Here is a 21,647-nt window from a genome sequence, read left to right on the forward strand (position 1 = left end):
ATCAGATGACAACCACAGCAGATCCTCACTCAGAGCCAGCCGAAAGCTCCGACTCTTTTCAGGCGGTAAACCAGCAGTTGCTCCAGACCAATCCACAACTTGCTGCAGCGGCAAGCCGACTTATGGCCAATCAGACTGCGGCTTTGATGCTGGAAGATATGCGCTGTTTTTTGCAAGGCAGCGAACAAGTTTTATTAGTGGCCTTAGCAAAAGCTGCCCGTTTAGCCACAGAAGAAACCAGCACTGAACAAGGCAAAGCGGCCTTAAATGCTGTTACAGATGCATTACAGGGTTTAACAGGTTTTGCGCGGGAACTGACAGCAGCAGCTAGCGCTGTCGCAACAGCTTTTGATGGTAAAACAACAGGTTAATCAAACACTGATGTTGTTACAGCAGTAACAACACACCCACTACAGGAGAATTAAAATGGCTAGTACAGTCAATGAACAAATCACAGATGCAGTGACTCAAAGCAATGTTAAAAGCGTCGCCGAAAGTCCGGCCATGGCAATGGGAACCTTGTACCAGAGCATGGCGCACTCTACAGGGATTTTATTTGAGAACGCGGTCAGTAATCAGCAGCAACAGAATATTCTGGCGCAGGCCGCAACTACTCAAGGCGTTATGCAGATTTATAGCGTAGATACTATGGCTGATGCACTGGCTGTAGCCACAATGCAGGATGCCCCAAAAAGTTGATGCAGTAAAACTCAGGCCACAAAACACTGTGGCCTGAGAGTTTTCTTAACGCTATCAGTGCTGCAACGATTGATCCCGTATCGCTTTAAACTCTTTACCAGGCAACCAGTTTGGCCAGCTTTGACTGTTTGCAACCTCTAAACCCACCTGATAAAACAGGAATAAATCCTGCTGTGAGCCGCGTAAATCCCAGTTCGGATCAAACTCATCGTTTACTTTGTGGTAGTAATCTGTGACGTAGTTTTTGCGTTGTGCTAAACCCCAGTCTTTGCCGTGCTCTACGCTGTCAATGCCACCACGGGCATACAGCATTGGCACGCCTTTTTTCGCCAGATTAAAGTGGTCTGAGCGGTAATAAAAACCGTCCTGCGGTGTAGGTTCTGGTGCTATATAACGGTTTTGCGCTTTGGCATATTTAGCCAGAATAGGCTCCAGCTCTGAACTGCCGTAACCAAATACCATCACATCCCGCATAGGGCCATAGACATTCATAATGTCCATATTAATACCAGCCACGGTTTTATTCACCGGAAACAATGGATGTTCAGCATACCAGCGAGAACCTAACAAACCCCGCTCTTCTGCGGTGACAGCCACAAAAGCGATGGAGCGCTCCGGTGCAGGGCCTTGTTTAAACTTCTCAGCCAGAGCTAATAAACCGGCAATACCACCGGCGTTATCCTGAGCACCGTTAAAAATTTTGTCATCGCTGCGGCTGAAATCCAGACCAAAATGGTCCCAGTGCGCCATATAAATCACGGCTTCATCCGGCTTTTTACTGCCCGGAATAAAACCTATCACATTGTTGGAATCTATTTCGCGCAGGTTGTTTTTAATGCTGATACTGGCTTTGGCATTCAGTGGTATCGCCTTAAAGTCAGGCTGTAAGGCTTTGGCTTTCATCTCTTTTAAGCTGCTGCCATTGGCGGCAAATAAACGCTCGGCCGCATCCAGAGATAACCAGCCCTCCACCTGAGCTTTGTGCATATTTTTATTGGCATCCGCCAGTTCAAACCGGATAGGACTGGTGCCAGCGACCACATTCCAGCCATAACTGGCCGCTTCTGTTTCATGTACGATCAACAGCATAGCGGCACCCTGACGGGCCGCTTCTTCAAATTTGTAAGTCCAGCGACCGTAATAGGTCATGGCATTACCGGTAAACAGCTTAGGATCCTGAGTGGCAAAACCCGGATCGTTCACCAGCACCACCACTGTTTTGCCTTTTACGTCTAAGTCTTTGTAATCGTTCCAGTTGTACTCTGGTGCCACTATGCCGTAACCAGCAAACACCATGTCGCTGTTTTCAACCTTAATCTCCGGCAGCATACGGGTGGACCAGGCCATCATATCGGTTTTGTAGACCAGATTCGCCGCAGTTTTATCCCCTGTTAAGGTCATGCTGGACACAGACACTGGATCAATTTGCACCACAGGCACGGCCTGACGGTAACTGCCATCTTTGTAAGCTGTTAAACCTAAACGTTTAAATTCAGTTTCAAGGTAAGCGACAGTGCGCTTTTCACCTTCAGTGGCCGGAGCCCGGCCTTGCATTTCATCCGACGCTACTTTTTCAAAATAGCGGGCAAAATTGGCGTTAAAGTCGGTTTGAACTAATACAGGCTCAGCGGCACCGGCAGTAAAAGCCAGAGCCAAAGCCAGAGTGGTTGCTAACTTATTCATAGATTTCCTTGTAGAGGGCCAGAGCCTTGGCTCTGCCCTTCAAATAAGGTATTAGGGTTTCCCCTAAGTAATTGGAGTTGCAGCGCGACGACAAGCGAGCAAGACCCCAGGAGCATAGTTGCCTATGTGACTGGGGCTGTGAGCGCAGTCAACAAAGCTGCGGCTTCAAGAACGACGGGGATACTTTACTTAGCGGCCAGAGAAGCATCCCGGATGGCTCTGAACTCGCGCCCTTCAAACCAGTTTGGCCACTGATCTGAGTTGGCAAGTTCATTACCTATCTGATAAAACACATTCATGTCCTGTTGCACACCACGTAAATCCCAGCTTTCGTTAAACTCGTCAGCGGCTTTGTGGTAACAACAGACGTTGTATTCTTTCTTCTGAGCAGCGCCCCACTCTTTGCCATGTTCAAAACTGTCGATACCACCTTTAGCGTACAACATAGGTACGCCCACTTTGGCCAGATTGAAGTGGTCTGAGCGGTAGAAAGAACCATGCTCAGGACTTGGCTCAGGCGCCACATAACGGCCTTGTTGTTCAGTGTATTTAGTCAGCAGGTTTTCCAGCTCTGAGTTGTTATGGCCCACCACTACCATATCTTTCATCGGACCATAAACATTCATCACGTCCATATTGATACCGGCAACCGTCTTATTCAGCGGGAACACAGGATGAGCAGCGTACCAGGCTGAACCTAATAAACCACGTTCTTCCGCCGTCACGGCCAGGAAAGCCACTGAACGTTTTGGTTGTGGTTGTTTGGCAAAATGTTCGGCTAGGGCTATCACAGCAGCAGTACCGCTGGCGTTGTCTTGCGCACCGTTAAAGACTTTGTCTTTTGGATTAGAGAAATCGACCCCTAAGTGATCCCAGTGGCCCATATAAAGCACCACTTCGTCCGGTTTTTCAGACCCTTCGATATAGCCCATCACGTTATTTGACGTCAGTTCACTGATATTGTTTTTCACTGAAACCGAAGCTGTTACGCCCATAGGCACAGGGGCAAAGTCTTTGCTCAGTGCTTTTTGCCGCATGGTTTCAATGTCTGTGCCCATAGAGGCAAACAGTTGCTGCGCCGATTCAGTGGTCAACCAGCCTTCTACTTTGGATCTGTCCATATTTTTATTTGGATTGATCAGATCAAACTTAGTAGGCGAACCACCCGCTATCACCTGCCAGCCATAAGAAGCAGGTTCAGTTTCGTGGATGATCAAGGCCATAGCAGCGCCCTGACGGGCCGCTTCTTCAAACTTATAAGTCCAGCGACCGTAATAGGTCATGGCATTACCGGTAAAAAGGTTTGGATCTTTAGTGGCAAAACCAGGATCGTTGACAAACATCACGACGGTTTTGCCTTTGACGTCCAGACCTTCATAGTCGTTCCAGTCGTATTCCGGCGCTACTATGCCGTAACCGACAAACACCAGTTCGCTGTCTTTAACTTCAACCTGTTCCGTCACTTGCGTGGTCCAGGCCATCATTTGTTCTTTGTATTTCAGCTCTGTATTGAGCTTATCACCCGACAATTTCAGGCCTGACACTTCTTTAGGGTCAATACGCACTAAAGACACAGGCTGCAGGTAACTGTCGCCATTAATACCTTTTAAACCAATACGTTTAAATTGCTCTGAAATATAGTTAATGGTTTTTTCTTCGCCCGGCGTTGCAGGCATACGGCCCTGAAACTCATCGGACGCCAGAGTTTTTAAGTAGTCTTTATAGGCTGAGTTAAACTCAGTTCCCACCAAAGCCGCTGTAGCTGCTTTGGCTGGTTCAACTGCTGCAGTGCTGGCACTTTGTTCCTGTTCAGCGGGTTTGGAACACGCTGTTAAGGTTAAAGCGGCCATCACGGTCAGCGTTGTGGCTGAAAACCAAAATTGTGGTTTCATAACACTCCCGATTTCTGATGTTTTAGTTCTTGTGTAAATACTCTTCGATACTAACCAAGCGCGCTGCGACTGACCAGAGCAGTTATCGCAGGTTTTGCCCCGTTAGCGGTGATTTCGCCGTCAATTGCTTTATTTTGCAGCACCCCAATTGGGTTTTGGTAAGGCCACCTCTTTGGTTAAATCAAAATCAACCCGAAATTCACGACCTTCGCGGGTTAAGCGGTAGCTGAAACTTTCATTGGGGTATAAATACAGATGCCAGCTATTGCCGACGGACTGCGGTGTTTTGGTTTTGATAAATAAATCTTTTGAATAGTCATCAGCCGGGAAAGTCTGAGCTTGCGCCCAGCCTGCTGTAGTCGTATGGCCACCGTACAGCGTAGAGATGTCATCTGTGCCATCTTGATGTTTGTGCTGATGTTGCAACTTCAAGCCTGAGTCGGTTTTAGTAATAATCCAGGTGCGGGAGCGGTTTTCACCCACCACAAAAGGCACCTGAATTTGTCTGTCGCTGCAATCGCGCACATGCATCAGCATCTCACCACTAAAAGCCGGGCTTGGCTGATTGTCCACCGTGGTCTTGCCAGCAAAAGCTTTACCGCAAAGCGCTTTGAGCTGATCGAAGAATTGTAATTGCGCCTGGCTTGGTGCCGCAGAAACAGACAATGAAATAAGGCAAGAAGATAAAGAAAGAGCGTTGATAAGTAATGTTTTTTTAGTTATTTGCATCCGTGGACTCCTTTTTTTCGTAACCGCACTATACCTTTATTAACTGCTCTGACGCAAAAGAGCGCTGCTACTTTGGACAACTTATGCAAAATTTAATAGACGCAAAATTACTGATGAAAGTATTTAGCAAAGTGGAGCAACAAGGTGTGGCAGTGGACACGCCCTTTGGCAAAGGTTTTGAACTGGATGGCATGACGATAGCGAGCGGCTTTGATGGCTACGATTTGTATTTTGTCGCGGATGAAGTGACAGTCACCTTAGGTTTTCATCAGAAATATCATATAGATGCTAAAGACGAAGAGCATATAGACCGTTTTATCCAACGCTTAAAGCGGATAGAGGCTAAATAACCTGTTGGCTTTGGAATAGCAGACTATGAAAACGTATGCAGGAAAAAAGCCGAACAGAGTGGCTGTGTTAGCATAAGGAAAAACGATATGGAACCAGACAAAGATGCATCTATCTATTTATTCCAAAAGCAACAAGTTGCTGCTCAGCGCTCTGGCCTTTGCTGTATTGGCCTCCTGCGGTAAAGCCCCGGTGGAACATCAGGCCGTCGCTCAACAACCTGCTGTCGAGAAACCGGTACAAGCCACTGCGCCTGCAGCAGCACCAGCAGGCAAAGTGGTGGTGTATCAGATGTTCACCCGCTTGTTCGGCAATAGCAACGCCACTAATCAGCCCTGGGGCACGATAGAACAAAACGGTGTCGGCAAATTTAACGATATTAACGAAGCGGCACTCAAAGGCATCAAAGAGCTGGGGGCCACTTATGTCTGGTATACCGGCATACTGCATCATGCTGTGATCCGCGATTACAGTGCTTATGGTATCAGCCACGACGACCCGGATGTGGTGAAAGGCCGGGCTGGTTCCCCTTATGCGGTCAAAGACTATTACAGCGTTAATCCGGATTTGGCGGTCAACCCAGCCGAACGGCTGCAGGAATTCGAAGCTCTGATAGAACGCACCCATGCCCAGGGTTTAAAGGTCATTATTGACATAGTGCCGAACCATGTGGCACGCCATTACCAATCTTTGGATAAACCGGCAGGCATTGAAGACTTCGGCGCCAATGATGACACCAGCGTCGAATACAAACGCGACAATAACTTCTACTACGTGGTTGGCCAGCCGTTCCAGGTCCCCAAACCACAAAACGGTTACCAACCCTTAGGTGGCGAAGCGCATCCACTGTCGGACGGCAAATTTGACGAAAACCCGGCGAAATGGACAGGTAATGGCTCACGTTTAGCCCAACCGGACTTTAACGACTGGTACGAAACCGTCAAAGTAAACTACGGGGTTAAACCAGACGGTAGTTACGATTTTGACCGCTTACCGGCCGACTATGCCGATAAATCAATACAGGAACACGCCGCTTTTTGGCAAGGCAAAGACCTCCCCGACTCCTGGTTGAAGTTTCGTGATATCGCGTTCTACTGGCTGGATAAAGGGGTCGACGGTTTCCGTTTTGATATGGCGGAAATGGTGCCTGTCGAATTCTGGAGCTTTTTAAACTCCAGCATTAAAAGCAAAAACCCGGACGCTTTTTTATTGGCTGAAGTATATAACCCGAGCTTATACCGTGACTATATTCGCCTGGGTAAAATGGATTACCTGTACGATAAAGTCGAAATGTACGACAGCTTAAAGCTGGTGATGCAAGGCAAAGGCAGCACAGACGCGATAGCCCAGGTGCAACAAGGCATGGCCGATATTGAACACCATATGCTGCACTTTTTAGAAAACCACGACGAACAGCGTATTGCCGCCCCTGAATTTGCCGGTGATGCCAACAAAGCCAAACCCGCTATGGTGGTGTCGGCGTTAATCAGCAGCTCCCCTACTATGTTGTATTTTGGTCAGGAGGTCGGTGAAGCCGGTGCATTAGACTCTGGTTTTGGCGATCCAAGCCGCACCACTATCTTTGACTATGCAGGAGTTCCGGCTCATCAGAATTGGCTTAATGACGGCAAATTTGATGGCGCTAAGCTGACGGCGGAACAAAAACAGCTACGTGAGTTTTATGTGCGCTTAATGAGCTTGTCGGCCACAGAAGCGGTATTTAATGGTGCTTATCAGGAACTGCACAGTATCAATAAAGCTACGCAAGGCTATAACGATAAAACCTATGCCTTTGCCCGTTTTAACGACACGGCCAAAGTGATAGTGGCCAGTAACTTCGCGACCGAAGGGACCAACTTTGCACTGAAATTGCCTGCTGATTTAGTACAACAATGGCAGTTAACTAAAGGCGATTATCAGCTAAAAGATCTGTTATCTGAGCGTAAAGCCACTTTAAAAGTGACAGGCGATACTGCTTCAGTACAGATTGAACTGGCACCGCTGGAGTCTGTGGTGCTGAAGTTTTGATAGGTTGAGTTGAATATTGCTTGATACTTTGTTTTTTGGATTCAGGCGGAAGTAACTTCTACTTCCGCCTGTTGGCACTAAATGAAGGTTTTAATATCAGTCGTCTTTACTGGTACCTGGTTTGCCACAACTCGGTAGAGACTTGCAGTCAGTGATAGTGACTGTTCCCCTTGGAATATCATATACACCCAGACTAAAAGCGTTGATCCAGTAGTTAATCAGAGCGGCGTCACCATCCACTTTGATCCTCATTCCTGCCAAACCAGCAGCGGTCAGAGGTACTGTATTGTTATTCTTATCCACCACTTGCCAAATCTTGATGTAGAGTTTGCCATTTGCATCGACGCTTAACTTAATTCTGACAAAACCTCCGTTCTCCATTGCTATTTGATAAGTGTTAGGTAAATTGCTTTTCAATAATCCTATTGCCTTCGCAATTTCTTCGATATTGTACAAAGCCTGATTCATAGTAGTTCTGGATTTTAAAAAGTCGTTCACATCGTTTTCGCAATAAGCGCAATTTACCCATTCCCAAGGGTGTGAAATAAGTGATGCAGGAATAGTAATACTGTTGCTTGCATCAGTAGCTTCAGCCACGGCAGCTTTAAGATTTTGCATACGCTGTGTTAAAGCTGGAGTTGTAGCTACCACTTCTTGCACAAAGATTTTTTTAGTCGTTTGTAAAAAAGGCATCTCATGAACAGTCAATCGAACAGACGTAGTTGTATAGGTGTTCAAATCCAGTGAATGGTAAAGTATCTGGTCGCCCAATTGCATGTTGGCTAGCTGAGGGTACGAATAGTTATGTGCATTTTGCTTAATTTGGTTTAAATCACAACCAGTACAAACTTCGGTAGCAACGATCTCTGCCGCAGCAGCATTCAGTAGTGGGGCCAAAACCAAAACAAATGATGCAATAATGTTACGCAAAACAATCTCCAATGTTTCAAATAAAATTAATTATCATTTGAAAAATGAAATTGTGTCAAGTCAGAGCCTCTCCAATGCTCTACAGATTGACTTACTACTATTTCAGAGCATTTGTTGTCTTAATCTGGCACTCTGGCAGAACTCACTTACTAAAGGTGACCAGCAATTCGTCTAGTGTTGAGGTGCCACAGCAATGGCAGGATCGAACTAACATCGTTTTAGCCAATAGAGTGGCTTGTTGCCAATGTCAATCAGTACAAAGCTGGGGGCGGTCAAACAGGTTGTGTCAACATTCAAACCAGAACCAAAACTCTGCTAGTCATTGACCACAGACTGATCTTTAATCTTTTGTAAATGCTCATTAAATTTTTCTATCAGTAGCTGATGGGCGGGTTCGCGTCTGAGAGCCAGATGCAAACTTTTCAGTTCAGTTAAACTGGCGTTAAATTGCACTTTACCTGTCGCCAGCCGTTTAACTTCAGCGTCATGCTCCAGCAAATAGGCTAAAACTCTGCGGTCTATCACCGCCAGATCCAACCGGCCTAAAGCGACTTTAAGAATATTCTGCCGATCAGACAGCGCCAGTTGAGGCGTCAGTTGACCTCTGGCAATCATTTGATCAACCAGGGTTAAATTGACGTAGTCTTGCACTACACCCAGTTGAAATTTGGGCAGTAACACAGCACTGAGTGACCCCAGAGGTTTTGCCGTTGATTCAACAAAGCCCAGTTCGCTGCTGCCTAAACTGTCCGACAAAATAAAGCCGGGGTGAGCAGTTTGGTATTCAGGAAAATAGCCCGCATAGATAGCTCCGGGGCTTTCACTGGCGCGAATAGCTCTGGACCAGGGTAAAAACTCAGTGTGCACCTCCAGTTGCATAGCCTTAAAAACCCGTCTCAGCAGGACAGAGGTCTCACCTTGCTGTTCAAGCTGATGTCCAGTGTAGGGTGGCCAGTCCAAACTGGCCAACCGAACAGGTTCAGCGACAGCACCCAGCACAGATGCAGGCACTGCCCATAACAGAAACAACCAGTTTTTCACTCACCTTGCCTCAGATTCTTAGCAGCGTAATTGCGCTAGCTGAGCATCCATGGCTCCGGTAATGCTGTCAATCTCTTTGCTGATCAGCAGGTTTTGCTTCGCCAATTGATTCAATGCCTTAGTCGCATCATCTATGGCTGTGATATTCCGGTTAATTTCTTCACTGACCTGGTTTTGTTCCTCGGCTGCAGACGCGACCTGAAAGGCATTATCCGCAATAGTGGAGATGCCCGCCGTGGCCAGAGACAATTTTTCATACGAACTTTCAGCTTCCTGCAAGGTGCTGGTGACCTTGGCCGTATTGGTATGAATTTGTTGCACGGCAGCCGCAACTTGTTGCTGCAAAGCGTGGATCAGATTTTTGATTTCATCAGTGGAACTGTGAGTGCGCGCCGCCAGTGAACGCACTTCATCGGCAACCACAGCAAAACCACGGCCTTGTTCTCCGGCCCGCGCAGCTTCAATGGCCGCGTTTAATGCCAGTAAGTTGGTTTGCTCCGCTATAGCCTGAATGACGTCAATAATACCGTTAATTTTCTGGCTGCTTTGTGCCACTTCATTCACGCCCTGACTGGTATGGTTAAATTCAACCGACACCGCCTTAAAGGCTTCCACTGTGTTCTGAAATAACTGGTTGGCCGACGTTAACGCCTCCAGAGACTGCTGAGCTCCTTGAGCTGTACTGCTGGCCAGATTAGCCACTTCATGGGCTGTTGCCGACATTTGATGCATGGCAGAGGCCACATTTTGAATTTCACTGGCCTGAATGCTGACCGAACTATTGGTTTGGTCTGTGGTTTTTACCATTTGCTCAGACTGATACTGCATCAGCTTAGATGATTCTTTTAAGTTATTGATCATAGAGCGTAATTTGGCAGTGAACAGATTAAAGCCATCGGCCATATCATTCAGTTCCTGATGCTGGCTTTGAGTCAGTTGCCGGGTTAAATCGCCCTCAGATCCGGCCAACTCCTTCATCAGCATGCTCATTTGGAGAATGGGCGCAGTGGCGGTTTTTAGACCTAAAGCCATCAGTAATACAAAAGCCAGCAGCAGGATCAGGCCCAAACCAATCATACTTTGAGTCGTTTGAGCCGAGTCTGCATTCAGTTGCTCCGCCAATTGAGTGGCCATAGCCAAAGCGGTTGCCTCAGGTACGGCGACAACCACAGTCCAGCCTGACTCTGCGCTGTCGAGTCGAATAGGGTGAGTCACCAGCATGGAGTGATTGAACAAACTTACCCCGCTCTGTTGCTGTTCCAGATGTGCAGCCAGCTCTGCATCTAAAGTTTTAATCGACTGCCCGAGCTTGTCAGGAAATCTGTTACTGGCCACAACTGCGCCATATTTACTTAATAAATAAAGTTGGGCGTTGCCGCCATATAACAAGTCAGCCTGAGCCTGCAGCAGGTTTTGTAGCACGGGCAGGTTTAAGTCGACACCGGAAACACCACGGAACTGGTCCTGAGTGACAACGGGATAAACCAAAGAGGTCAGCAAGACCTGATTACCCGGTGCTATCTCCCATAAGTAAGGTTCCATCAGGCAGGCTTTTTTACTGTCACGACTGCAGAGATACCATTCAGCTTCCCGCACGCCGAATTCATTCTTGCTGTCTTTGTATTTCACCGCCGGGTCTGGGGTTTGTACAAACTTCAACTGGTTTTGTTCACGCACCCAATAGATTTCCATGGTGCCGGTTTTTGAGCTGTGATCATTGGCAATGGAGAATTGGCTGTCAGCACCATCGTAACCATTGGGTTCAAACTGGCCAAATAAGGATGAAATGCCGGTATTACTGGCCAGTATATGGCCTGCCATGGCCTTGACCTGCTCCCGACTGTAAGGGGTTTGGCCACTGCCCAGGGCTGAGCCGGATAACACAGCAGCAAAGTTTTTTGCCGTATCAAAGTTACGGTCCAACACACTGCTGGTTTCCAGTGCAGTACGCTGTGCAGCTTCGGTCAGAATTTGTTCCGCCAGAGTACGGACCGATTGGGTCAGTTTGGTCACGGCCGACTCATTACTGCTGGTCATCGAATACCAACCAATAAAAGCCATGCTGCCTATACTGATTGAAAGTAAAAGTGCGACGCCAAAAGTGAGTTTAAAACGCAAGGAATTTAACTGCATAATTGCCACCTAGAGCCAATTAAATGTTTTTGCCACTGACAACGAAAAGGTGGGTTCACCCAAATCATCCAACTCCAAATCAGTGTCATCAAAAGCTGCCGTCCATTTTGCCCCCAGCCATTCACTGATCAGCGCAATGCGCCAGTGATGGTAAGTGCCGTCGTTATCCCGCAGAAATTTACTGGTGTCGGTTGAAGTGGAACGATCCCCCGACAAAATCAAGCTGAGTCCATCCGTTAGCTGAATAGTTTGAGTCAACATCACTATGTAATGTCCTCCCCCAGCGCCGAAATAATCTTTTGCGTACCAATAACTTAGTTTAGTGTTGCCATAAGACACTTTGATGTACGCCTCAGGATAATCAAACGCACTGCTGTCGCTGCTGCCGTAATAAGTGTAATGGGCTATGCCAAGATCCATCGCCCAGTGGTTGCCCAGATCTGTGTAATAGCCGGTATAAAAATCAACTTCGCGGTCGGTATTTTCGGCAAAACTAACATTGGATCCCCAGGTGCCAAGATACCAGCCGGAATCAGATACCCAATCAAGACTGGGCTGTAACGCCGGATCATCCTGAGTCAGCGTAATGCCGTTAAATAAATAATTGGAGGTCAGAGTAACAGTCGAACTCAAATTAGCGTGAGCCGATGGCGCGATCCCTAACAACAGCAGGGTTGAAAAAATGACAGAATGTGTGGTCCGCATAAAAACTCCAATGCTTATTAAGAATTAAATTCAACTACTTAGACTCCTTTCTGTGATATCACCCTTAAAGGTATAGCAAGAGTTCAGAAAAAAGCCCGTTTGAGCATGAATTTACCCAATCCAGAAATAGACATCTAAACACCCAGAAATCTCTTTATTTAAAGAGCAAAATCGGGTTAACTGGACGCAGTATGTTCAGGGAGCAAAAAATCAGATGTTTAAAGTAAATAGTTATTTTGACGGCAAAGTGACCTCCATCGCTTTTCAAGGCGAAGAACTTCCAGCCACAGTGGGTGTAATGGCGCCGGGTGAATATGAATTTGGCACTAGTCAGCATGAAGTTTTAACTGTGATTAGCGGCGCTTTAACCGTATTATTACCAGGTCAGACAAAGTGGCAAACCTTTGCGCGCGGTGCTTCATTTGAGGTACCTGCTCAGGCAAAATTTCAATTAAAAGTCGAAGCTGATACGGCTTATCTTTGCACTTATCAATAAGGTGTGTATCCGGCACGCCTATTCAGGAAAACTGATGTATGCGTGGTATGGGAACAGTGGCGAAAAGAGCGGATGCGGTAAAGCAGAGTGAAGCTCTTAATCTGAAGCAAACTGCAGAGTATATGTGGCCCTATATCTGGGCCTTTAAAGGCCGGGTGTTATTGGCGCTGGCCGCTTTATTGGCGGCCAAAGCCGCGACCTTGTACCTGCCTTATGCCTTAAAACTCATCATTGACGATTTAGATCCCAGCTTAAATTCTGTCGTGACCTTGCCACTGGCCTTTTTGTTGTTTTACGGTGCCTTACGTTTTGGTTCGGTATTTTTTGGTGAAGTACGTGACGCGCTGTTTAGCCGGGTCACTGAACACGCGATGCGTAAAGTAGGCCTGCGGGTATTTAACCATTTGCACCAGTTGGAGCTGAGTTTTCATTTAGACCGCCAGACCGGCGGTATCAGTCGTGATATTGAACGAGGTACCAACGGCATCAGCTTTTTGATGCGGTTTTTGATGTTTAATATTGTGCCCACCCTGCTGGAAATTCTGCTGGTGGCGGTGATTTTTGCGCTGCTGTTTTCCTACTGGTATGCACTACTGACTTTTGTCGCCGTGGCTTTGTATGTGGCTTTTACTTTTTATGTCACCGAGTGGCGCAATAAATATATCCGCGAAGCCAATCAGGCCGATTCGGCCACCAACAGCAGAGCTGTCGACAGTCTGCTGAACTACGAAACAGTCAAATACTTTAATAACGAAGCCTATGAAGAGCGCACTTACGATCAGTTTTTAGCCCACTGGGAAACCGCTAAGCTGAAAAACCGAATGTCGTTGCTGGCGTTAAACTCTGGTCAGGCGCTGATTATCGCGCTGGCCATTACCCTGATGATGTGGATGGCAGCACAAGGTGTACTCGACAAAGAACTGACCTTGGGCGATTTAGCCATGGTCAATGCCTACATGCTACAGCTTTTTATCCCGTTGAATTTTTTAGGTTTTGTATACCGGGAGATCCGCCGTTCTTTGACGGATCTGGAAAATATGCTCGGACTTTTGAAAAAAGAAGCGGCGATCAAAGACAAAGCTCAGGCCCCACAACTGCAATTACCACAGGGACGCATTGAGTTTAAACAGGTACACTTTAGCTACCAGCCGGGCCGGCCTATTTTAAATGGCTTAAGTTTTGTGGTGGAACCAGGGCAAAAACTGGCCATAGTGGGTGCATCGGGCGCGGGCAAAAGTACCATAGCACGGCTTTTATACCGTTTTTATGATATTCACAGCGGAGCTATCGAAATCGATGGTCAGGATATCAGGGATGTTACTCAACACTCCTTACGCCAAAGTATCGCCATAGTGCCACAGGATACGGTGCTGTTTAACACCAGCATCAGAGAAAATATTCGCTACGGTAAACCTGATGCCAGCGAAGCAGAGGTGGATCAGGTGATTAAGATGGCCCATCTGGAGGCTTTTATTCAAAGTTTGCCTCAAGGCGACCAAACCCTGGTCGGCGAGCGCGGTTTAAAAGTCTCTGGCGGTGAAAAACAACGTATTGCCATAGCCCGCGTGTTGTTAAAAGGTTCTCCTATCCTGATTTTTGATGAGGCCACCTCGGCTTTGGACTCGAATTCAGAAGCCGCTATTTTACAAGCCTTAGCTGAACTGGCGGAACATCACACCTCACTGGTCATCGCACACAGGCTATCCACTATTATCGATGCAGATAATATCTTAGTTATGCATCAGGGTGCAGTTGCTGAAGCTGGCACTCATCAGCAGTTACTGGCCAAACAAGGGCTCTATGCACAGTTATGGGCGAAACAACAAGAGGCAAAAATTAAAGCTGAGTAAAGTTAGATTAAGCAGGGTAAATGCAGGGTAAAGACCTGAACCCTGCCCGATTTTTTTGTTCTGATGTCGGTATTTATCATCACAGGACAAGAAAACCATTATGTTGTTACGTCAGTTCATTCTTCCTATCACCAGTCTGGTCTTACTGTCTGCCTGCGGCGGAAGCAGTTCGTCCGGGGGCAACGAGACTTATCCAAGCAGTTATTTACAGTTCTACAACGGCTCGTCCAACAGTGCGACCACGACACTGACGTTAACCGACAGTGATGACGTGGAAAGTATTTTAGGCAGTGCCGCTTTTGGTGACGCGACGGCTTTAACGACCCTAGATACCGAAACTTATGATTTAGCCTTCACCTATACCGATAATAGCGGTGATGTGCAGACGGTACTGGATGATCAGGTCAGTCTGAAAACTAGCCAGAAAACCGTACTTTTTATGGTGGATAACTACGAAGCCCCTAAGTTACTGAACTTAAGTTTTGTGCGGGATGACGAGTTGGATGATCAGTTTAAAATCTACTTTGCCAATTTACTGGCAGAAAACAAAACCATGGATCTGTATATCAGTAGCTCCACTGAAGATTTTGCCGATGCCGAATTTGTCGCTACCCTGGGTCAACATGCCTTTAGCGACGCTGTTACTTTTGATACCGGCAGCTACATCTTATATCTGACTGATGCAGGCAGCACAGACGTGGTGTTGCAAAGCCCTGTCTATTCCTTCAGCTATGAAACCGAATATATTCTGGCTTTACGCGACAATGCAGGCCCGCTCAAACGCAAAATTGCTTTGGATATCATAGGCAATACCACCACTGTCTATCCGCTGGAGGATGTAAACAGCAACGCTCAGTTTCGGGTGTATAACAGCCTGAATGATTTAGATCCGGCACAGATTTATGCTGGCAGCACCAGCAGCACTCCGGTCTTTGCCAATATAGCAGCCGATACTCTGACCTCTTATACCGAAATACCTCATGGCGATTACAGAGTAACCTTGACAGCAAACGAAGGAGCCAGCCAAATTCCGAATGGTTTACTGACACTCAATCAGGGCGAAAGCAAAAGCCTGATCTTTTACCGCGACCAAGATGATCAGCCTACCGTGATGTCAGTGAAGGATAGCGCCACCCCTCAGGTCTATGACTTTGTGTTTAATGTTGTCAATGTCATCCCTGATTTTGAAAACGTCAGCATCTACTTTGTGCCTCCGGGCAAAACGATGGAAACTACCTCTTACTACATCAGCAGTATCAACGATGCCACCAGCGCCAGTATAACGCTGCCACTGGACAGCTATACGGTGTTGCTGGTTCGAAAAGACTTAAATAACAATAAGACTTTATTGGCTCAAACCGCTGAAATCGAGCTTATTCAGGGCAGCTCCTACCTGCTGGTGGCAGAAAAAGACCCGGACACAGAAACAGGTTATAAAATCAGTTTGCAGTACTAAAAACGAAGTTGATTTGATCACCGGGGTCCGTCTGAGCAGCGGACCTTTTTATCTACGCTTTATCCGTAACCACCTGGCCAACGGACAGAGCCGTTGGCGCTCAGCCGGGCCTTGCCAAACTGTTGGCAAGGCTTTATCCGAAAACTACCTGGCCAACGGACAGAGCCGTTGGCGCTCAGCCGGGCCTTGCCAAACTGTTGGCAAGGCTTTATCCGGCTTCGCTCTTCCAACTGCGTTGATTTTCCTCTAAATTAGCCTCCAGTTAAATTCATCAGATGGAGTAACGCATGACCTGGATTTTTTTAGTGGTTGGCCTGGTATTACTGGTCGTTGGTGCGGATTTATTAGTCAAAGGAGCTGCTCGTTTGGCAGGTTCTTTCGGTATTCCGGCTTTAGTCATAGGTTTAACAGTGGTCGCATTTGGTACCAGCGCCCCCGAATTGGCCGTCAGTGTCAAAGCGGCCTATTCAGGACAAGCAGAGCTGGCTATTGCCAATGTGGTCGGCAGTAATATTTTTAACGTGCTGTTTATTTTGGGCGCTGCAGCGATGATCTCACCTTTGATTATCTCACGGCAGTTAATCCGCCAGGATGTTCCCATTATGGTGCTTATTTCCGTGGTGGCACTGTTGATGACGCTGGACGGCAATATCACCAGACTCGAAGCCGGAGTGTTGTTTGCCGGTTTATTAGGTTACACCTGGTTTTTGTTCCGTCAGGGCAAAGCGAAAGGTGCCGATACCGTCGATGAAGAAGTTGAAGCTATGCTCAAAGCCAAAGTACCTGCCTGGCAAAATGTGCTGTTGGTGATAGGAGGTTTAATTCTGCTGGTATTAGGTGCACGCTGGCTGGTTGAAAGCGCGGTGGAAATTGCCAGAGCCTGGGGCGTGAATGAAGCCGTAATAGGTTTAACTATAGTTGCAGCAGGCACCTCTTTACCTGAAGTGGTTACCTCTATAGTGGCAACAGTGCGTGGAGAGCGGGATATTGCAGTAGGTAACGTGGTCGGCAGCAACATTTTTAATATTCTCTGCGTATTGGGTTTATCCGGATTAGTCTCACCTGTCCCACTGTTAGCCGGCGCACAAATGGCGATGGTGGATATTCCGGTGATGGTCGGTGTGGCCCTGCTCTGTGTGCCGCTGTTTTTTATCGGCTCAGTGCTGAACCGCATCGAAGGTTTACTCTTTATGCTGCTCTACGTCGCCTACACCTGGTATCTGGTGGCTATGGCACTAAAAGAGGCGTATCTGCCAGAGTTACAACAAGGTATTTTGTACGGCTTATTGCCTCTGGTTGTGCTTTATGTGGTCGCCTCCTTTATTCACGACCGCCTAAAGAACAGACAACTGCCGCAATAACAGCAGTAATAGCACGAACAGGCCCACCAGGGCCTGTTTTTATTTACACCCACTATGACATTTCGATGATCTGAAGACTGGCGCCGACCAGAACTCTATCCAACCCCGTTTTTTGTTTATATAATCCGTCGCAGTTCATAACCTCAATGAGACCCCATGGAAATCTTTATACTTGTTGGACTTATCGTGTTAAATGGCATTTTTGCCATGTCTGAAATTGCTATTGTCACAGCCAAAAAATCGCGCTTAACCGCTCTGGCTCAAAAAGGGAAATCCTCCGCAGCCATAGCGTTAAAGCTCTCTGAAGACCCCACTCAGTTTTTGTCGACAGTCCAGATCGGTATTACCTCTATCGGTATCTTAAATGGTATCTTCGGTGAATCTATTCTTGCCGAACCTTTTGCTCTATGGCTGCAAAGTCTGGGTATGCCTGCTGAATTCAGCAGCATTTTTGCCACAGCTTTAGTGGTAGTCGTGGTGACTTATGTCTCTATAGTCGTAGGCGAACTGGTGCCCAAACGTATAGGACAAATCAGCGCTGAAGCCATCGCATGCTTAATGGCGAAGCCCATGTTATTGCTCGCTTTAGTCACTAAACCATTTGTCTGGTTATTGTCTGGTTCAACTCATGGCCTGATGCGGGTTTTTGGTTTTGCTCACAGTACAGAATCCAATGTCACTCATGAAGATATTCAGGCCATGTTGCTTGAAGGTTCCAGCTCAGGGGTGATTGAACACAATGAACATGCCATGGTGAAAAACGTATTCCGCCTGGACGAGCGTTCTATTTCGTCGTTGATGGTGCCCCGCTCTGACATTATCTTTTTAGACACGGCCATCAGTATGGAAGACAACTTACATCGCGTGATGCAATCGCCGCATTCACGTTTTCCGGTCTGTAAGCAAAGCGCAGATGAGCTGATTGGCATCGTCTCTGCCAAACAATTGCTGGCACAATCCGTAGCTGGCCAACTGAGCGATTTATCGTCTTTGGTCCAGCCTTGCCATTATGTGCCTGATAGTTTAACTGGTATGGAATTGCTGGAGCATTTCCGTACCACGGCTCGTCAGGTCGTCTTTGTGGTAGACGAATATGGCGACTTAAAAGGTATGGTGACGCTGCAGGATTTGATGGAAGCCTTAACAGGTGAACTGAACCCGGATGACGGCGAAGATTTAATGGTGGTGCAGCGTGACGATGGTTCGTACTTGCTGGACGGTTTATTGCCTGTCATCGATTTAAAAGACTGCTTAGGCCTGGACGAGCTCCCTGAAGAGAATCAGCGCAACTATCAGACTCTAAACGGTTTATTGATGCTGCTGATGGGAAAAATCCCACAGACTGCAGACAAAGTACTGCTCAATAACTGGCAACTCGAAATCGTGGATATGGACGGTAAAAGAGTGGATAAAGTTTTAGCAGTGCAACTGACCGCCGAACAACTGGCTGAATTAAAAGCTGCAACCGATGAAATGCATGATTAAAACCTGCTCCTGTTAGCGCTCTGTGTTCAGCAACCCCAACCATAAAACGCCACTGATAAGTGGCGTTTTAGTTTTTTGCTTAATCTTTGCTGCGTTTCGCCCGCAATGCTAAAGGGTCGGAATCCAAAGCAAAACCAAGCAGCGGTAAGAGTTCCGGTATTTCATCTTCCGGTATACCCACTTTGTGGAAATGCTTTACCACATACTGCACATCATGGCCTTGTTCTTTGAATTGTTGTGCTGTTTTTAAGTGCACAGTTCGCATAAAGTTTGATGTCATGACAGTCACTCCCTGAAGAAAAGCGACAGTCATAGTGGTGAAATATTCAGCAGCAGGCAAGCAATTTTCGATGAAAATTTGCACAATTTTTTCGAACGAATTTAAACTGGAATACAAACAAAAACTTAACGATAAAGGCACAAGTCTGTACCCTTATCGTCAGTACAGTTTCATCAAAAATCAAGCTGAACCGGAGTCGCAGAACTGGTGATGGTGAGGTTTTTACCTTGCAAAAAGACCAGTTGATCATTTTGTTCTGGCTCGTCATTCAGTTGGCAAGTCAAAGCTGCAGTATAATTTCCGGCATCAATAAAGCCTAACTCATAACTATAAGCGGATGCTCCATCAAACAATACCGGCGCACTTGCATAAGGTAATACTGTCTCTGTGCCACCATAATCAGCCAGACTGCTCAGCTCTAAATCTGAGCCTGGATAGAGATAAACAGCAGCCACCGGCTGATTCTGATCAGCCGGAGCTACAGCACAATTATTAGCTAATAAAAATGCTTCACTGACCACGCCTTCCAGATGACCTATTTCACTGGTATTGACCAAACGTAACCCCGTCGGTTTGAGCAGATATTTTTGCGGATTAGCTAACACCATAGCTTTGCGTAAATCAAATTCTAGCGTGTAACTGAAAGTTCCACCGGCCGATAAAGTCACACCGTTTAGACGAAGCTGATTGGAGGGCACTTCCAATGGGTATTGAGTCCCATCGCTCAACTGAATATAACTACCCGGCACAATATTCAGACGCATTTGGCCATAGTTACCTGCGGGCACTGTGGCCTGAGAAATCAAAGATAGCGAGGTAGCTCCGGGCAACGTTAACAAGTCAACCCCAATACTGTTCGCGACCACAGCACCAGTGCTGTCACGACACTCGCTATTGTTATTGGCAGTTACAGACTCCAAACCCGGAGTAAACGTCTGATTCCCAAGGCCATTTCCCACCAGTTCAACCGAGCCAAAACACAACATCACTTTGTCTACACCATCCACCGGCGCATCACTAACAGCCAGACTGAAACTGGCATTTTGCTCAACAGGTTCAGATGAGCCACCACCACAGGCAGCCAAATTGACCGATAGAGCACTGACTAACGCTAGGGTTTTCCATTGTTGTTTTCTATTCATCTTTTTTACTCCTGATCACCGGGACCGGTCCCACATCACTCAGAAGTTATAAAACGATGAAACTGAATTGAGGCTGAAATGCTTGTTTAATTAATTTTTACTAAAAACTTATGCCGTAACAGCTTATCCAACCACCGTTGTGGCATCCATCTGGCAAGCAAAGGCAGAGTGAAGGCACCATGCCCTATCCCCAGTACACCACTGCAATCGGCTTTATTCAGTTCTGATACTAACGCTGTGGCAAAATCTGCGGCAGAGCTGGGACGGTTTTGACTGGCGTTGGCACGCCGCATTACCCCCTCACGCATAGACCACCAGAGTGAGTCCGGCTTTAACAAAAGTGCAGCTTCCTTACTGGCTCGGCTGGCAAATCCGGTATCTATCGCACCGGGTTGCACCGTCAAGACCCTAACCCCCAGAGGGGCCAGCTCCATTCGTAGTGCGTCAGACAAACTATGCAAGGCGGCTTTTGATGCGCAGTACACGCCAGCAAAAGGTGTGGTCAATACCCCTGATACGCTGCCAATATTGACCACCAGCCCTTTACTTTGCAGTAACAGCGGCAAACAGGCCCGGGTCAGATCCACCGCGGCAAAGACATTGACTTCAAACTGTTGACGTAAACCCTCAGCGCCGGCATCCAAAACCGGGCCCATCACACCAAAACCTGCATTGTTCACCAGAATATCCAGGCGCCCAGCCTGTTGTTGCAACTGCAATACGGCTTGTTTCACAGAATCTGGGTTGGTCATTTCCAGTGCTATGGTTTCCAGCCCCAACTGCTGTAGATGCTGCAAATCGGCCTCTTTTCGGGCTGTGGCAAACACTCGGTAGCCTTGCCGTTTAGCCTCCACAGCTAATGCTTTTCCCAGGCCGCCGGAGCAGCCGGTGATCAGTATAGTTTTAGTCATCATTGGCCAACCTGCACTAAATGCTGCTCCTCAGGCCGCAGGGTCAGCACGCTAAAACCGGTATCAGTCACAGCCACTGTGTGCTCCCACTGCGCCGATAACTTCTTATCTTTTGTCACTACAGTCCAGCCATCAGATTTTTGTTTTACCCGCCTGTCGCCCTGATTAATCATAGGTTCAATGGTAAATACCATGCCAGGCTTTAAAGTAAGACCTGTGCCTGCTTTGCCGTAGTGCAAAATTTGTGGTTCTTCATGCATCTCACGGCCTATGCCATGACCACAGTATTCGCGTACAACCGAATAACCATGCCGTTCAGCATATTGTTGCACTGCAGAGGCTATATCACCTAAACGGGCGCCGGGTTTCACCTGATAAATGCCCTGCCACATCGCCTGATAAGTGACATCCACCAAAGCCTGTGCTAAAGGACTGACCTTGCCTACACAGTACATTTTACTGGAGTCGACGATAAAGC

The 21,647-nt window shown here is 47.2% G+C and carries 20 protein-coding genes; 9 read left to right on the forward strand and 11 right to left on the reverse strand.

Annotated elements, in window-relative coordinates; translation table 11 throughout:
- The first annotated feature begins 5 nt into the window (after positions 1-5).
- Positions 6-371, forward strand: coding sequence for a hypothetical protein (locus SD53_RS09345; RefSeq protein WP_046519972.1), 366 nt, complete (start codon positions 6-8; stop codon positions 369-371).
- A gap of 55 nt (positions 372-426) precedes the next feature.
- Positions 427-699 carry a RebB family R body protein gene (locus tag SD53_RS09350; RefSeq protein ID WP_046519973.1) on the forward strand — a complete coding sequence of 91 codons (273 nt, stop codon included), beginning with the start codon at positions 427-429 and terminating at the stop codon, positions 697-699.
- A 54-nt stretch (positions 700-753) separates the two neighbouring features.
- On the opposite strand, the gene SD53_RS09355 is transcribed toward SD53_RS09350, so the two are convergent.
- The 3 genes from SD53_RS09355 to SD53_RS09365 form a co-directional block, all read right to left on the reverse strand.
- A complete protein-coding gene (locus SD53_RS09355; protein WP_046519974.1) occupies positions 754-2,382 on the reverse strand; it encodes a M28 family metallopeptidase in 1,629 nt (542 codons plus the stop codon).
- A gap of 185 nt (positions 2,383-2,567) precedes the next feature.
- Positions 2,568-4,274 carry a M28 family metallopeptidase gene (locus SD53_RS09360; protein WP_046519975.1) on the reverse strand — a complete coding sequence of 569 codons (1,707 nt, stop codon included), beginning with the start codon at positions 4,272-4,274 and terminating at the stop codon, positions 2,568-2,570.
- A 129-nt stretch (positions 4,275-4,403) separates the two neighbouring features.
- Positions 4,404-5,003, reverse strand: coding sequence for a hypothetical protein (locus SD53_RS09365; RefSeq protein WP_173425695.1), 600 nt, complete (start codon positions 5,001-5,003; stop codon positions 4,404-4,406).
- A gap of 83 nt (positions 5,004-5,086) precedes the next feature.
- On the opposite strand from SD53_RS09365, the gene SD53_RS09370 reads away from it, so the two are divergent.
- Together SD53_RS09370 and SD53_RS09375 are read left to right on the forward strand one after the other, a co-directional pair.
- Complete coding sequence (locus SD53_RS09370; RefSeq protein ID WP_046519976.1) at positions 5,087-5,353, forward strand: DUF3081 family protein; 267 nt, start codon at positions 5,087-5,089, stop codon at positions 5,351-5,353.
- A gap of 103 nt (positions 5,354-5,456) precedes the next feature.
- The gene (locus SD53_RS09375; protein WP_046519977.1) at positions 5,457-7,379 is read left to right on the forward strand and encodes an alpha-amylase family glycosyl hydrolase; all 1,923 of its coding nucleotides are present in this window, start codon (positions 5,457-5,459) and stop codon (positions 7,377-7,379) included.
- A gap of 96 nt (positions 7,380-7,475) precedes the next feature.
- Here the strand turns inward: SD53_RS09375 and SD53_RS09380 are convergent, their stop codons facing one another.
- From SD53_RS09380 to SD53_RS09395, 4 genes are all read right to left on the reverse strand, one after another.
- Positions 7,476-8,309: a hypothetical protein gene (locus tag SD53_RS09380; protein WP_046519978.1), complete on the reverse strand. Its 834-nt coding sequence runs from the start codon at positions 8,307-8,309 to the stop codon at positions 7,476-7,478.
- A gap of 315 nt (positions 8,310-8,624) precedes the next feature.
- Complete coding sequence (locus tag SD53_RS09385) at positions 8,625-9,350, reverse strand: substrate-binding periplasmic protein (protein WP_046519979.1); 726 nt, start codon at positions 9,348-9,350, stop codon at positions 8,625-8,627.
- A gap of 18 nt (positions 9,351-9,368) precedes the next feature.
- Entirely contained in the window at positions 9,369-11,483 is a 2,115-nt protein-coding gene (locus tag SD53_RS09390) for a methyl-accepting chemotaxis protein (RefSeq protein ID WP_046519980.1), read from the reverse strand.
- Between the two features lie 9 nt (positions 11,484-11,492).
- The gene (locus SD53_RS09395) at positions 11,493-12,188 is read right to left on the reverse strand and encodes a TorF family putative porin (RefSeq protein ID WP_046519981.1); all 696 of its coding nucleotides are present in this window, start codon (positions 12,186-12,188) and stop codon (positions 11,493-11,495) included.
- A 214-nt stretch (positions 12,189-12,402) separates the two neighbouring features.
- Between SD53_RS09395 and ppnP the strand changes: the two genes are divergently transcribed.
- The 5 genes from ppnP to SD53_RS09420 all read left to right on the forward strand — a co-directional run bounded on the left by ppnP (position 12,403) and on the right by SD53_RS09420 (position 18,836).
- On the forward strand, positions 12,403-12,684 hold the full coding sequence (gene ppnP, locus SD53_RS09400; RefSeq protein WP_046519982.1) for a pyrimidine/purine nucleoside phosphorylase: 282 nt from the start codon (positions 12,403-12,405) through the stop codon (positions 12,682-12,684).
- 38 nt (positions 12,685-12,722) lie between these two features.
- The gene (locus SD53_RS09405) at positions 12,723-14,534 is read left to right on the forward strand and encodes an ABCB family ABC transporter ATP-binding protein/permease (protein ID WP_046519983.1); all 1,812 of its coding nucleotides are present in this window, start codon (positions 12,723-12,725) and stop codon (positions 14,532-14,534) included.
- Between the two features lie 100 nt (positions 14,535-14,634).
- Positions 14,635-15,990 carry a DUF4397 domain-containing protein gene (locus SD53_RS09410; protein WP_046519984.1) on the forward strand — a complete coding sequence of 452 codons (1,356 nt, stop codon included), beginning with the start codon at positions 14,635-14,637 and terminating at the stop codon, positions 15,988-15,990.
- Positions 15,991-16,277: 287 nt separating this feature from the next.
- Positions 16,278-17,351 (forward strand): calcium/sodium antiporter, encoded by a 1,074-nt coding sequence (locus tag SD53_RS09415; RefSeq protein WP_046519985.1) that lies wholly within the window; start codon positions 16,278-16,280, stop codon positions 17,349-17,351.
- A 156-nt stretch (positions 17,352-17,507) separates the two neighbouring features.
- The gene (locus SD53_RS09420) at positions 17,508-18,836 is read left to right on the forward strand and encodes a hemolysin family protein (RefSeq protein ID WP_046519986.1); all 1,329 of its coding nucleotides are present in this window, start codon (positions 17,508-17,510) and stop codon (positions 18,834-18,836) included.
- A gap of 79 nt (positions 18,837-18,915) precedes the next feature.
- Here the strand turns inward: SD53_RS09420 and SD53_RS09425 are convergent, their stop codons facing one another.
- From SD53_RS09425 to map, 4 genes are all read right to left on the reverse strand, one after another.
- On the reverse strand, positions 18,916-19,116 hold the full coding sequence (locus SD53_RS09425; protein ID WP_046519994.1) for a hypothetical protein: 201 nt from the start codon (positions 19,114-19,116) through the stop codon (positions 18,916-18,918).
- A 173-nt stretch (positions 19,117-19,289) separates the two neighbouring features.
- Complete coding sequence (locus SD53_RS09430; RefSeq protein WP_046519987.1) at positions 19,290-20,258, reverse strand: DUF4382 domain-containing protein; 969 nt, start codon at positions 20,256-20,258, stop codon at positions 19,290-19,292.
- An 86-nt stretch (positions 20,259-20,344) separates the two neighbouring features.
- Positions 20,345-21,172 (reverse strand): SDR family oxidoreductase, encoded by an 828-nt coding sequence (locus SD53_RS09435; RefSeq protein ID WP_046519988.1) that lies wholly within the window; start codon positions 21,170-21,172, stop codon positions 20,345-20,347.
- On the reverse strand, positions 21,169-21,647 hold a 479-nt coding region (map, locus tag SD53_RS09440), incomplete at its 5' end, for a type I methionyl aminopeptidase (RefSeq protein WP_046519995.1). The genes SD53_RS09435 and map, both read right to left, overlap by 4 nt.

It is taken from the genome of Rheinheimera mesophila, assembly GCF_000986865.1.
GTDB lineage: Bacteria > Pseudomonadota > Gammaproteobacteria > Enterobacterales > Alteromonadaceae > Pararheinheimera > Pararheinheimera mesophila.

What these genes read in the sequence shown, in the direction of transcription:
- SD53_RS09405 (WP_046519983.1), top strand. Translation starts at nt 12,723, where the DNA reads ATGCGTGGTATGGGAACAGTGGCGAAAAGAGCGGATGCGGTAAAGCAG.
- SD53_RS09350 (WP_046519973.1), top strand. Translation starts at nt 427, where the DNA reads ATGGCTAGTACAGTCAATGAACAAATCACAGATGCAGTGACTCAAAGC.
- ppnP (WP_046519982.1), top strand. Translation starts at nt 12,403, where the DNA reads ATGTTTAAAGTAAATAGTTATTTTGACGGCAAAGTGACCTCCATCGCT.
- SD53_RS09395 (WP_046519981.1), bottom strand. Translation starts at nt 12,188, where the DNA reads ATGCGGACCACACATTCTGTCATTTTTTCAACCCTGCTGTTGTTAGGG.
- SD53_RS09430 (WP_046519987.1), bottom strand. Translation starts at nt 20,258, where the DNA reads ATGAATAGAAAACAACAATGGAAAACCCTAGCGTTAGTCAGTGCTCTA.
- SD53_RS09425 (WP_046519994.1), bottom strand. Translation starts at nt 19,116, where the DNA reads ATGACATCAAACTTTATGCGAACTGTGCACTTAAAAACAGCACAACAA.
- SD53_RS09390 (WP_046519980.1), bottom strand. Translation starts at nt 11,483, where the DNA reads ATGCAGTTAAATTCCTTGCGTTTTAAACTCACTTTTGGCGTCGCACTT.
- SD53_RS09365 (WP_173425695.1), bottom strand. Translation starts at nt 5,003, where the DNA reads ATGCAAATAACTAAAAAAACATTACTTATCAACGCTCTTTCTTTATCT.
- SD53_RS09375 (WP_046519977.1), top strand. Translation starts at nt 5,457, where the DNA reads ATGCATCTATCTATTTATTCCAAAAGCAACAAGTTGCTGCTCAGCGCT.
- SD53_RS09415 (WP_046519985.1), top strand. Translation starts at nt 16,278, where the DNA reads ATGACCTGGATTTTTTTAGTGGTTGGCCTGGTATTACTGGTCGTTGGT.
- SD53_RS09420 (WP_046519986.1), top strand. Translation starts at nt 17,508, where the DNA reads ATGGAAATCTTTATACTTGTTGGACTTATCGTGTTAAATGGCATTTTT.
- SD53_RS09370 (WP_046519976.1), top strand. Translation starts at nt 5,087, where the DNA reads ATGCAAAATTTAATAGACGCAAAATTACTGATGAAAGTATTTAGCAAA.
- SD53_RS09360 (WP_046519975.1), bottom strand. Translation starts at nt 4,274, where the DNA reads ATGAAACCACAATTTTGGTTTTCAGCCACAACGCTGACCGTGATGGCC.
- SD53_RS09355 (WP_046519974.1), bottom strand. Translation starts at nt 2,382, where the DNA reads ATGAATAAGTTAGCAACCACTCTGGCTTTGGCTCTGGCTTTTACTGCC.
- SD53_RS09345 (WP_046519972.1), top strand. Translation starts at nt 6, where the DNA reads ATGACAACCACAGCAGATCCTCACTCAGAGCCAGCCGAAAGCTCCGAC.
- SD53_RS09435 (WP_046519988.1), bottom strand. Translation starts at nt 21,172, where the DNA reads ATGATGACTAAAACTATACTGATCACCGGCTGCTCCGGCGGCCTGGGA.
- SD53_RS09410 (WP_046519984.1), top strand. Translation starts at nt 14,635, where the DNA reads ATGTTGTTACGTCAGTTCATTCTTCCTATCACCAGTCTGGTCTTACTG.